Consider the following 12,732-nt stretch of genomic DNA (forward strand, 5'->3'; position numbering starts at 1 on the left):
CCTCTCCCCGGAGTGCGTGAATGACCGCGACGACATCGATGCCCCTGTCCATGGTGCTGCTGCTCCTCGGCGTCGTCGCCACCCCGCTGCTGTGCCGGATCCTGCGACGCAACGCCGGCTTCATCCTGGCCGCGCTCTACGTGCTCGCCGCCGTCGTGCTCATGCCCGCGGCGCGGGAGGTCATGGCGGGCGGACATCCCACCTGGTCCATGCCCTGGCTACCCAGCCTCGGCGTCTCGGTGTCGCTGCGTGCCGACGGCCTGGGCATCGTGTTCACGGCGATCGCCCTGCTCGTCGGCGCCGTCGTCCTCGTCTACGCCACCCGCTACCTCGACCCCACGGACGTCGAGGGTCGGCCGCTGCGGCACACGGGCTTCTACACGGTCATGGCGATGTTCACGCTCGCGATGACCGGTCTCGTCCTCGCCGACGACCTCGTGTGGTTCTTCGTCTGCTGGGAGGTGACGAGCATCGCCTCGTTCCTCCTCGTCGGCCAGGCCGGGCGCGGCGGCCAGCTCGCGTCGCTGCGCACGATGTTCCTCACCTTCGTCGGCGGGCTCACCCTGCTCGTCGCCGTCGGACTCATCGCCGCACGCACCGGCACGCTCACGATGAGCGAGGCCCTCGGTCACTCGGTCTGGGTGACCGACCCCGCCTTCACCGCGGCGGTCGCCGTCCTCGTGCTCACCGCGGGGTTCACCAAGTCGGCCCAGTTCCCGTTCCACGTCTGGTTGCCGGACGCGATGGCCGCCTCGACGCCGGTGAGCGCCTACCTGCACGCCGCGGCCGTGGTCAAGGCCGGCATCTTCCTGCTCCTGCGCTTCTCGGCCGCGTTCCACGCCACCCCCATCTGGAACGCGCTCCTCATCTGCGTCGGACTGTTCACCGCCGCGCTCGGGGCGTTCTTCGCCCTCCAGCAGACCGATCTCAAGAAGCTCATGGCGTACTCGACGGTGAGTCAGCTCGGTCTCGTCGTCTCCGCGATCGGGGTGGGCACCAAGGTCGCCGTCGCCGCGGCCGTGCTCCACGTCGTCGCCCACGCGATGTTCAAGTCGGGACTGTTCATGATGGTCGGCGTCGTCGACCACGCGACCGGCACCCGCGACATCCGGCGCCTGCCCTCGCTGTGGCGCCTCATGCCGGTGAGCTTCACCGTCACGCTCATCGGCGCCGCGTCGATGGCGGGCATCCCGCCACTGCTCGGCTTCGTGAGCAAGGAGAACCTCCTCACCGCCCTGCACGAGGCCCCCGGAGGCGAGGTCGCCGGCTGGGCCGCCCTCGTCGCGGGCGCGGCGGCGAGCGTCCTCACCTTCGCCTACTGCGTCAAGATCGTCTTCGGCGGCTTCGTCGACGGCACCCGCGAGATCGTCCACCCCGACCGCGCGTCCACTCACGTCGACGACCAGGCGTGCCACGTGCACCGTCCCGGTGTCGTCTTCCTCGGCGCCGCCGCGCTACCGATCCTCCTCGGCGTGCCGCTCGGTCTCCTCGTCTCCGTGTTCGACACCCCGGTGAGCCGCGCGATGCAGGCCTCCATCCCCGGCCTCGCGGGCGCGGCGGGTGGGGTGCCGCCCGCGGACGAGGTGCATCTGTCGCTCTGGCACGGCCTCACCCCTGCGCTCGTCGCGACGCTCGTGATCTTCGCGCTGGGTGCCGTCGTCATCGTCGTCCGGCAGCGGCTGTGGGGGCTCGTCGAGCGTCCGCTGTTCCCGCGGGACGGGGCCGGTGTCATCGCCGCGATCACCGCGGGCCTGCGCCGTGTCGGGCTCGCCGCGTCCGGCACGGTGGCCGGCCACCACCCGACTCTTCACCTGACCCCGATCCTCGCCGCGTTCGCCCTCGTCGTCCTCGGCGGTGCGCCGTTCCTGCCGTCGTTGCCCCCCGCGACGCCGAACCTCACCCGGACCTACGACGTCGTCGCGCTCGTCCTCATCACCGCGAGCGTCGTCCTCGTCATCCGCACGCGGGCGCGTCTCGGCGCGGTGGTCGGACTGTCGGCCGTCGGCATCGTCCTCACGGTCCTCATGGTCCGGCTCGGGGCCCCCGACGTCGCGCTCACCCAGCTCCTCGTCGAGGCCCTCACGGTCGTCGTCATCATGCTCGTCCTGCAGAAGCTGCCGATCACCTTCACGACCACCTCGGTGGCGGCGCGGGTGCGCAAGCTCCTCTTCGCCGGCACCGTCGGTCTCGCGGCCGGCGTCGCGACCTGGGTGTTCTCCGGGCGGCGGGGGCGCTCCGACATCGCGGAGTACTACCTCGGCCACACGACGGAGATCAGCGGCGGACACAACGTCGTCAACGTCATCCTCGTCGAGTTCCGCGCCCTCGACACCCTCGGCGAGCTCTCCGTCCTCGCGATGACCGGTGTCGCGCTCGTCGCCGTGCTCTCGACCGTCCGCGACCGGGCCCTGGACCCCCACCCCGTCGCCGACTCACGGGCCATCGGCGCCCCCGAGGACGTCCCTGCCGCCTACGACACCCGCCACGTGCCGTTGCCCGAGCTCGACCTGCGCGAGAAGGGCACCACGGCGCACCGCGCGATCAGCGAGGCCTGGCCCAACACGATCGGGCTGCAGCTCATGCTCCGGATCATGGTGCCGATCCTCGTGGTCGCATCCCTCGCCCTCTTCTGGCGTGGCCACGGTTCGCCGGGCGGTGGCTTCATCGCCGCGCTCGTCGGGTCCTCGATCGTCGGGCTCATCTACCTGTCGACCTCGCAGGACCGGCAGATCGGCCCGCCCAAGCTCCCGCTCCTCCTCATCGGCGGCGGCATCGCGACCGCCGTCGGCATCGGCCTCGTCGACCTGTTCGTCGGTGGCAGCTTCCTCCAGCCTCAGCACGGCTACGTCGGCAGCCTCCACCTCACGACGTCGATGGTGTTCGACGCCGGCGTCTACATGGCCGTCCTCGGTCTCGTCATGGCGGCCTTCAACCTCCTCGGCACCGGCGAGGCCACCGACACGGAGCGCACCCGCGAACGTGCCGACGAGATGACCGAGGGCGAGATCCTCGGCGAGTCCGAGTCCGCCGAGCGTGCCCGTCACGCCGAGGAGGCCGGGTGCGAGGGTGTGACGCCGCGGTCCGCCGCGCAGGGGGAATCCCGGGCCCGGTTCGGCACGACGTTCATCCTCGACGGCGCCCGCCCCGCCGACGCCGGCCGACCCGCCCCGGAGATCCCGCTGCGGGCCGGTCGAGGCTCCTCCGCCGTCCGCGCCGGCTCGACCCAGGCCGCCGGGCCGGTCGAACCGCCCGAGTCCACCCACCCCGGGAGCACCTCGTGATCATCGCCGCGACCGTCGCCGTCCTCGTCACCGGAGGGGTGTACCTCCTGCTCTCGCGCAGCATGGTGCGTGCCGTCTTCGGCATGACCCTGCTCAGCCACGCCGCCAACCTCATGATCCTCAGCGGCGGCGTCACCGCCTGGCGCGGCGAGCCCCTCACCGACCGCGTGGATCCGGCGATGGCCGCCGACCCCCTGCCCCAGGCGTTCGTGCTCACCGCGATCGTCATCTCGATGGCGGTGACGGTGTTCATGCTCATGCTCGCCGTGCTCGGCCACAACGACGACACCCACCGCATGCCCGCGACCGGGGAGAACCACGACCGATGACCCCGATGCTCGCGTCCCTCGGCGGGGTCCTGCCCACGGCCGCCCCCACGCCCTCGGCCGGTTTCGAACCCGGCCCCTCGCTCCTGCCGCTCTTCGTCGCCGTCCCGCTGATCGCCTCGGGGCTCCTCGTCATCCTGCGGCACCCCGTCGTGGCCCGGGTCGTCATGATCGGCGTCCCGGTGCTCTCCGCGATCGGTGGCGTCGTGCTCCTCGACGTCCACACGCGCATCCCCGTCGTCGCCGAACAGGTCGGTGGCTACGTGCCCGGGGTCGCCATCCCCATCGTGTCGGACTCGCTCTCGGCGCTCATGATCACCGTGACCTCGTCGACGACCGCGGTGTGCGCCGCCTTCCTCACCGCGACCGGGGTCGACCGGCGCCGCCTCCTCGCGCCACTCGTGCTGCTCCTCCTCACGGGCGTCAACGGCGCGCTGCTCACCGGAGACCTCTTCAACCTGTTCGTGTGGGTCGAGGTCATGCTCCTGCCCTCCTACGCCCTGCTCGCGGGAGCCGGCTCGTGGCGCCGCCTCGGTGTCGGCCGCACGTTCGTGCTGGTCAACCTCGTGACGAGCACGATCCTGCTCATCGGCGTCGGCTTCGTGTACGCGACGGTGGGCACGGTGAACCTCGCGGCGCTCGCCGGGTCCGGTGCCGCCGACCCCCGCGCCGGACTCGCGATCTCGATCGTCCTGCTCGCCCTCTCGGTGAAGGCCGGTCTCGCGCCCCTGCACGGGTGGTTGCCGCAGACCTATCCCGAGACCTCGGCCGGTGTCATGGCCCTGTTCTCGGCACTGCACACCAAGGTCGGCCTGTACGCGCTCTACCGCGTGTACGGCACGACCTTCGGCGTGCACGAGGCGCCGTGGCTGCCGATCGCCGCCGCCCTCGTCGTGCTCACGATCCTCCTCGGCGCGTTCGCGACCTTCGGGGAGTCGCACGTGCGCAGCGTCCTCGCCTGGCAGATGGTGAGCGGCGTCGGGCAGATCCTCGTCGGACTCGTCCTGTTCACCGCGGTCTCGCTCGCGGCCGGGCTCTTCTACCTGGTCCACCACATCATCACGATGGGGGCGCTGCTCCTCCTCGCCGGGGCGATCGAGCACACCTACGGCACCGGCCGCCTCGACCGACTCCACGGCCTCGCGCGCCGCGACCCGCTCGTGGCCACCGCGTTCGCCCTCGGTCTGTTCTCCCTCGTCGGTCTTCCCCCGACCTCAGGGCTCTGGGGCAAGGTGGGTCTGCTCGGCGCCGCCTCGTCCGCCGCGTCGACCGTCAGCCGGCCGTGGACGGCGTGGGCCTTCCTCGTCGCGATCGTCCTCGCCTCGGTGATCTCGCTCCTCGCGCTCCAGCGACTGTGGAACGACGTCTTCTGGGGTCGGCCGCTCGAGCGGTACCGGCCACCGGACCCCGAGACCGGCCGCGGCGACCTCGTCCCCGTCGGTGACGTGAGCATCCGCACCGCCGTCGCGATGCCCGGGGTCACCCTCATCGGGGTGTCCGTCGCGATGTTCCTCTTCGCCGAGCCGATCCTCCAGGTGACGGCCCGGGCCGCGGTCGCCCTCACCGACGTCGCCCCCTACGTCCAGGCGGTGCTCCGATGATCGGCCACCTCGTCGCCGTGGTCTCCTACGTCGTCTACGTCCTGCACGCCGTCGCGGTCGGCACGTGGCACGTGTGCGTCGCCGCGTTCCGACCCGGGGACACCTCTCACCCCGCCATCGTCGAGTTCCCGCTGCGCTGTGCCACCGACGGCGAGATCGCCATGATGGCCAGCTCGATCACGATCACCCCCGGCACCCTCGTCGTCGGCACGGCCGCCGGAACGGCCGACGCCCCGCCGACCCTGTTCGTCCACACGCTCTTCGGCGGCAGCCGCGAGGAGGTCGTGGGTGGTCTGCGAGAGATGGAGACCAAGCTGCTGCGCGCGACCCGTGGTCCCCGCGCGGCGCGCGACGTGCCCGACGCTCCCGACCCCGGTGCGCGGCGCGGCCACCACCGACACGCGTCGCAGCCCCGTCACCCGCAGGACGATGCGACGACGCCCGACCGTCGGACGCACGACGACGCGAACGCCCGCACGGAGGACGACCGATGATCATCGAGACCGTTCTCGGCGTCTGTGTCGCGATCCTGTCGCTCGCCGTCCTCGTCGGCATCGTCGGCGTCTTCCGGGCGCGTGATGACGCGAGCCGCGCGGTCGTCAGCGACCTCATCTACTTCTCCGTCGTCGCGCTCCTCGCCGTCTTCGGCGTGCTGCTCGGGTCCGCCGTCGTCGAGGACGCGATCATGACCGCCTCACTGCTCGGGGTCCTCGCGACCGTCTCCCTGGCCCGCATCATCACGAGAGGACGCCGCTGATGACCCCCCTCCAGCTCGCCGACGCCGTCGCCGGGACGCTCATCGTCGTCGGGTCGGTCTCCGTCCTGCTCGCGGCCGTCGCGATGATCCGGGTGCGGGACGCGATCATGCGGGTCAACGTCCTCTCCCCGGTGACGGCGTTCGGCGTGCCGCTCATCGTCCTCGGCGAGTACGTGAGCACCAGCGCGCACAACGGCGCCACCCTCTGGGGGCTGATGCGCCTGTTCATCACCCTCGTCGCGCTGCTCGTCGTGTCCTCGCTCGCGAGCAACGCGCTCGCACGGGCGGCGGTCCTCTCCGGCGCGCGGATCGACCCTGCCACCAGCCCCAACGACCTCGCCGAGGAGCCCCGACACACCCGTTGACCTGTGGTGAGCACCACGTTCTCGTGAGATGCATGAGACAATCGTGGTGCGGGTAAAGGGCCCTGTGACCGCGGGCTGTGGCCGGGCACCCCGGCTCCCCGTCTCGTTCGACGAAGGAGAATCACATGGACTTTTCGAGCCTCGGCTGGATCGGCTGGATCATCATCGGTGGCCTTGCCGGCTGGATCGCAAGCAAGATGATGGGCACGGACGCGCAGATGGGGGTGCCCGCCAACATCATCGTCGGCATCGTCGGCGCCTTCATCGGTGGGTTCCTCCTCCAGCTCCTCGCCCCCGGTGTCGCCGGCGCCGGCATGATCCTGAGCTTCCTCACCGCCCTCGTCGGCGCGTGTGTGCTGCTCTTCATCCTCAAGCTCATCTTCGGTCGTCGCGGCGCTGCCGTCTGACCGACGAAGCTCCGCAACGCCCCGTCCGCCCCGGGTCCTCCGGTGGTGTGGCGGGGCGTCGTGGTTCCCGCGCGAGTGTCTCGACGGACGGGCCCCTCATACCCGAGCACTCGGGTATGAGGGGCCCGGCTGGGGGTCGACGTCCACGATGTCGGGGCCCGGACTTGGTAGGAAACGCTACTTCTGCGTACCGGACACCCGCTCATAGGGTCGGGCGCATGACCCAGACGCCCCCTGCCACCGCTCCGTTCCGGCTCGCCGTGCTCGACGTCGGAGAGCCCGCGGCGCGGGTGCTCGCAGCTCTGGCCGACGTGATCCGGGAGGAGGCCAGGCACGCGCGGTCGGAACGCGGGGGTCGGCGGGTCACCACCGTCCTCGTCCACACCGGTCCGGCGCCCTGGTTCCGGCGCGACGCCGAGGACACCCTCATGCTCGCCACCCCCGACGCGGGGGAGTCGGGAAGCGTCCTGGACGCCGAGACCCTCGTGCAGAGCCTGCGAGAGGCGCGCATCGACGGCGTGTGGATCGGTGAGGTGCCGGGAGGCGTGTCGGCCCTCGATCTCACCCGTGCGTGCGAGGAGGCCGGAATCGCCGTCGCGGGCCCGTCCTCCCGCGCCAGGGAGGCGATCGGCGAACTCGCGACGGCACGGGTCGATCGAGGGGCGACGGCCCAGGTCCCCGTGGATCCCGAGCACCACCGGCCCACCCGCCACCTGCAGGTCGGGTTCGCCGCCCTCGACGGGCACGTGCGGGCCCTGCCGCCGGTCGACGTGGTCGTCGTCGACGACACGGCCACCCACGGAGGGACCGAGACGGTCGTCGACCCGGGCCGCCTGCCCCGCGCCCTGCTCACCGAGTTCCCCGCCGCCGGGGTGGCGGAGAGCACCGCCGCCGAACTCGTCCACCTCACCCGCGCGCTCGCCGACCGGGTCGGCTACCGCGGGGTCGGCACCGCGCGGTACCGCCTCGACGAGGACGGTCGGATCGAGCTCGTCGGTGTCGACACGCTCGGCCGCCCCGACCCCGCGCTGTTCGGAGAGGACATCGCGCAGGCCGTCGCCCGCTTCCGCGTCGCCCTCGTCGTCGGCGAGGCGGCGGCGGCCCTGCCCGACCGTCTCCCGCCCCCGGAGGGGCACGCGGTCTCCGTCACCCTCCTCGCCCGTGCCGACGACGAGGGCACCCCCGCGGTCGGGAGCCACCGCGTCCGCCTCGCCGATCTCGCCACCGGTGCCGGGGTGCGCGGCGGCGTGGCTCCGCACGTGGGCGACGTCGTCGGCGCGCAGGGCGTCGCCGCCGGGTCGGACGTTGACATCCTCACCTCGCTCGGGACGCGGGGCACCGACCGCCCGCAGGCGCTCGCGCGGCTCCGCCGGGCGCTGGAGCGCACGGTCGTGGTCCTCGACGGAGCGGTGACGAACCGGTCCGCGATGCTCTCCCTCCTGCGTCACCCCGACCTCGAGGCCGGGCCCGTCGACGCAGGCTGGGCCGCCCGACGGTCCGGTGAGGTGGCGCCGGCGGACCCCGTCGCCCTCGTCGCGGCGGCCGTCGAGGCCTACGAGGCCGATCTCGCCTCGGTGCGTGCCGAGTTCCTCGCGAGCGCCGCCCGCGGCCGCCCGAGCAACCCCGAGGAGGTCGGCACGCGGCTCACCCTCGACCACCGCGGTCACGACGTCGCCGTGGTCGTCGAACGCCGCAGCCCCACCCGCTACCACGTGGCCCTCACCCCGGCGGGCGGGCCCACGCTCGAGGTCGACGCCGACGTCGACGTCCTCGGGCGGTACGAGCGCCGACTCAGGTGTGCCGGGCGCACGCACCGCATCGTCGCGACCGAACGGGGTGCGGCGATCCACCTCGACGTCGACGGCGTCGCCCACACCGTCACCCGCGAGGACGGGATGGCCGTCCGCACTCCTCGCCCCGCCCTCGTCGCCGAGATCCACGTCGCCGTCGGTGACCGCGTCCGCGCCGGTCAGCAGGTGGCGATGCTCGAGTCGATGAAGATGCTCTCGAGCATCACCTCCCCCTACGACGGGATCGTCACGACCCTCTCGGTCCTGCCGAACGGCCAGGTCGAACGGGGTGCGACGTTGCTGCGGGTCCGGGCCGACGAGGGATCCGCGCGCCCCGTCGGGGAGCCCCTCGACCTCGCGGCGTTGACCCCCTCCGCCGATGCCGATGCCGACGCCGCAGACTTCGCGGCGCACGGGCGGAGTGAGGCGAAGCGGGGCGACGACCGTCGGGACGACGGGACGGGCGATGTGGCGTGCCCGGCCACCACGCCGTCAGGCGCCGACCCCACCGACGTATACGGCCGCCTGCGGGACTATCTGCTCGGCTACGACCTCTCGTCCGGGGCACGCGCCGCGCTCCTCGCCGAGCAGAAGGCGCTGAGCGACCTCGACCCCGGCGACCCACGACTGGCGGCGGCCGAGGACGAACTCATCGACCTCTACACCGACCTCGCCTCCCTCTACCGTCCCCACACCGAGGGCGAGGCGTCGGCCGATCTCGACGCCCCGGGCGAGGGGCTCGTCGAGGCGGCCGACACCCGCGAGTACGTCCTCGCGTTCCTCCAGTGGCTCGACGCCGACCGTGCCGGGCTGCCGCGGCGATTCCGTGAGCGCCTCGCCTACGCGCTGTCGCGCTACGGCGTCGACGGCCTCACTCCCGGCGTCGATCTCGACGCGGCGACGCTGTGGATGTTCCGGTCCTTCTCACGGGTGCCGACGCTCTCGGGGGCCATCACGGCGATCCTCGACCGCCGGATGCGGTACGCCTCCGAGGTGCTGCCCGTCCTCTCCGCCGACGCCCGGGATCGGCTCGACCGGCTCGCCCGGGCCGCCGAGGGCCGCGCTCCGGCCGTCGCCTCGCTCGCCCGCGACACCGCGTTCGCCCTGTTCGAGGAGCCGACCCTCGAGGCCATGGTCGAGGAGGCCCTGCGCCCCGTCGAGGACGCGCTCACGCGCCTGCGTGGGCCCGAGGTGAGCGCGGAGACCCGCGCCGAGGCGCTCGCCGTCATCACCGCCTACCCCCACCCGCTGCGCGGCCGGCTCCTCGACGCCTGGAGCGAGTCGGAGCCCGGCGACGACGCGCTGCGCGACGTGCTCCTCGAGGCCTCCCTGCGCCGGTTCTACCGCCAGCATGACCTCGAGGACCTCACGATCGGCGAGTTCGACGGGGTGCGCCTCGCGGCCGCCGACTACCGGCACGACGGACGTCGCGTCCACGTCGTCACGACGTACTCGGCCCTCCTCGACGTCGCCGACCTCGGCGGCCCCGTCCGCGCCCACCTCACCCGGGCCGGTCTGCTCGAGGGTCCGGAGGCCGAGGACGTCGACGTCGTCGTCGGCGTGCTGTCGTGGCGGCGTAGCCCCATCCCGGACTTCACCGAGCTCGTCGAGACGATCGGCGCCGGGCTCGAGTCGGTCGACGTCGGCCGCCCGATCGCGCGGTTCGACCTCACCGTCACGAGCCGCGCGGGGCTCGGCAAGGAGCACACCCGCACCCAGCACGTCTCGTTCATGCAGGACGGCACCGGGGCGTGGATCGAGCTCGGCGTCTACCGCAACCTCCACCCGAGCATGGCCGAGCGTCTCGAGGTCTGGCGGTTCTCGAACTTCGACCTCACCCGTCTGCCCTCACCGGAGGACGTCTACCTCTTCCTCGGCGTCGCCCGCGAGAACCCTGCCGACCGGCGGCTCTTCGCGCTCGTCGAGGCCCGCGACCTCACCCGGGTCGAGGAGGGGGGCCGGGCCTCCTACCCGCGGTTGCAGCGACTCGGGCTCGAAGCGCTCGCGGCGATGCGCACCGCGCTCACGACGTTCCCGCCCCGGCAGCGCCCGGCGTTCAACCGGCTCGTCATGGTCGTCCAGCCCCCGTGGACCGTGCCCGAGCAGGAGTGGATCGACCTCGCCCGCGACTACGAACCCCTCGCCCGCGGCGTCGGTCTGGAGAAGGCCGTCGTCCACGTCCGGGTACCGGGCGGGGACGGCCGGCTGCGGGACAAGGTCGTCTACCTCGAAGGCCTGGGCCGTCGGGGGATGACCGCGCGACTCGGGGATCCCGGACCCGACCCCGTGCGGACCCTCACCCGCTACGGGCAGAAGGTGCTCACCGCGATGCGGTTCGGGGCGCCCTACCCCTACGAGATCGTCCGGATGCTCACCCCCTCCGCCGAGGAGTCCAGCCCCTTCCCCCGGGGCGCGTTCACCGAGCTCGACCTCGACGAGAGCGGTGAGCGTCTCGTCCCCGTCGACCGCGAACCCGGCGGCAACATCGCCCACCTCGTCGTCGGGGAGCTCACCTCCTACACCGACGAGGTCCCCGAGGGGATGACGCGCGTCGCGATCCTGTCCGACCCCACGCAGGGTCTCGGCAACCTCGCCGAACCCGAGTGCCGTCGCATCAACGCCGCCCTCACGCTCGCTTCGGAGCGGCGGCTGCCGGTCGAGTGGTACGCGGTGTCCTCCGGGGCGCTCATCGCGCTGGACTCCGGCACCGAGAACATGGACTGGATCAGCAACACCCTGCGTCGCATCATCGAGTTCACCCAGGACGGCGGCGAGATCAACATCATCGTCACCGGCATCAACGTCGGTGGGCAGCCGTACTGGAACGCCGAGGCGACGATGCTCATGCACACCAAGGGCATCCTCGTCATGACCCCGGCCAGCCAGATGGTCCTCACCGGCAAGCAGGCCCTCGACTTCTCCGGGGCGGTGTCGGCCGACGACAACTCCGGCATCGGCGGGTACGACCGCATCATGGGCCCCAACGGGCAGGCGCAGTACTGGGCGCCGAGCTTCGAGGAGGCCTGTCAGGTCCTCCTCCATCACTACGACTACACCTACGTCGTGCCCGGGGAGCGGTTCCCGCGGCGGCACCGCACGATGGACGTCCCGGGTCGCGACGTGCGCGACTCCCCGCACGCGCTCATCGCGACCTCGCCCTTCACGACCGTGCGCGAGGTGTTCGACGAGAACCCCGACCGCAAGATGCCCTTCGACATGCGCTCGGTCATGCGGGCCGTCGCCGACGTCGACGACGAGCCCCTCGAGCGGTGGCGGCACTGGCGCGACTCCGACACCTCGATCGTGTGGGACGCGACGATCGGTGGCATCCCGTGCTGCCTGCTCGGCATCGAGTCCCACGCCATGCCCCGCAGCGGCTTCGTCCCCAGCGACGGGCCGCCCGCCTGGACCTCCGGCACGCTCTTCCCGCAGTCGAGCCGCAAGACCGCGCGGGCGATCAACGCCGTCTCGGGCAACCGCCCGCTCGTCGTCCTCGCCAACCTCTCCGGCTTCGACGGCTCCCCGGAGTCGATGCGGGGTTGGCAGCTCGAGTACGGCGCCGAGATCGGTCGGGCCGTGACGAACTTCGACGGACCCATCGTCTTCGTCGTCGTCTCCCGCTACCACGGCGGCGCGTTCGTCGTGTTCTCCGGGCAGCTCAACGACCACATGCGGATCGCCGCGATCGAGGGCTCCCGCGCCTCGGTCATCGGCGGTGCGCCGGCGGCCGCGACGGTCTTCGCGCGCGAGGTCAAGAAGCGCACGATGGCCGATCCGCGCGTCGTCGAGGCGGGGGAGGCGGCGAAGACGGCCGGTCGCGGCGCGGTCTCCTCCGAGGCCCGGGCCCACCTCGCCGACGTCACCGCCCGCGTCCGCAGCGAGAAGCTCGGGGAGATGGCCGACGAGTTCGACGCCATCCACTCCGTCGAGCGTGCCCAGCGCGTCGGCTCGGTCGAGGAGATCATCGCCCCCGCCGAACTCCGGCCCTGGATCATCGCCGCGCTCGAGGAGGGCATGGCGCGATTCGAGGAGGCCGCCGCCCGCCACGAGTGAGGTCGCAGGTGAGGATGCGGTGACGTGGTCGTCATGGCGACCGTCTCACCGCATCCTCTGCTGCGATGCTGCGATGCTGCGATGCTGCGATGGGTGCGGGGTGGCGCCCGAACGGCGGGGGTCGACGGGCGCCGGTCTCGGCTGACGTGGGG

At 72.3% G+C, this 12,732-nt stretch carries 8 protein-coding genes; all 8 read left to right on the forward strand.

From position 1 onward, the window contains the following. The first annotated feature begins 20 nt into the window (after positions 1 to 20). The 8 genes from RT054_RS14275 (at position 21) to RT054_RS14310 (ending at position 12,580) form a co-directional block, all read left to right on the forward strand. On the forward strand, positions 21 to 3,281 hold the full coding sequence (locus RT054_RS14275) for a DUF4040 family protein (RefSeq protein ID WP_312717490.1): 3,261 nt from the start codon (positions 21 to 23) through the stop codon (positions 3,279 to 3,281). After that, positions 3,278 to 3,610, forward strand: coding sequence for a cation:proton antiporter subunit C (locus RT054_RS14280; RefSeq protein ID WP_312717491.1), 333 nt, complete (start codon positions 3,278 to 3,280; stop codon positions 3,608 to 3,610). The genes RT054_RS14275 and RT054_RS14280 overlap by 4 nt, the downstream gene beginning before the upstream one ends. Further along, the gene (locus RT054_RS14285) at positions 3,607 to 5,208 is read left to right on the forward strand and encodes a monovalent cation/H+ antiporter subunit D family protein (RefSeq protein WP_313024824.1); all 1,602 of its coding nucleotides are present in this window, start codon (positions 3,607 to 3,609) and stop codon (positions 5,206 to 5,208) included. The genes RT054_RS14280 and RT054_RS14285 overlap by 4 nt, the downstream gene beginning before the upstream one ends. Next, positions 5,205 to 5,702 carry a Na+/H+ antiporter subunit E gene (locus RT054_RS14290; protein ID WP_313024827.1) on the forward strand — a complete coding sequence of 166 codons (498 nt, stop codon included), beginning with the start codon at positions 5,205 to 5,207 and terminating at the stop codon, positions 5,700 to 5,702. Before RT054_RS14285 ends, RT054_RS14290 begins: the two co-directional genes overlap by 4 nt. Then, positions 5,699 to 5,965: a monovalent cation/H+ antiporter complex subunit F gene (locus tag RT054_RS14295; protein ID WP_312717494.1), complete on the forward strand. Its 267-nt coding sequence runs from the start codon at positions 5,699 to 5,701 to the stop codon at positions 5,963 to 5,965. Before RT054_RS14290 ends, RT054_RS14295 begins: the two co-directional genes overlap by 4 nt. After that, positions 5,965 to 6,330: a monovalent cation/H(+) antiporter subunit G gene (locus RT054_RS14300; RefSeq protein ID WP_312717496.1), complete on the forward strand. Its 366-nt coding sequence runs from the start codon at positions 5,965 to 5,967 to the stop codon at positions 6,328 to 6,330. The genes RT054_RS14295 and RT054_RS14300 overlap by 1 nt, the downstream gene beginning before the upstream one ends. Before the next feature lie 125 nt (positions 6,331 to 6,455). After that, positions 6,456 to 6,737 (forward strand): GlsB/YeaQ/YmgE family stress response membrane protein, encoded by a 282-nt coding sequence (locus RT054_RS14305; RefSeq protein WP_312717498.1) that lies wholly within the window; start codon positions 6,456 to 6,458, stop codon positions 6,735 to 6,737. A gap of 218 nt (positions 6,738 to 6,955) precedes the next feature. After that, positions 6,956 to 12,580 carry a carboxyl transferase domain-containing protein gene (locus tag RT054_RS14310; RefSeq protein ID WP_313024829.1) on the forward strand — a complete coding sequence of 1,875 codons (5,625 nt, stop codon included), beginning with the start codon at positions 6,956 to 6,958 and terminating at the stop codon, positions 12,578 to 12,580. Positions 12,581 to 12,732 lie beyond the last annotated feature (152 nt).

It is taken from the genome of Mobilicoccus sp., assembly GCF_032060985.1.
Lineage (GTDB): Bacteria > Actinomycetota > Actinomycetes > Actinomycetales > Dermatophilaceae > Mobilicoccus.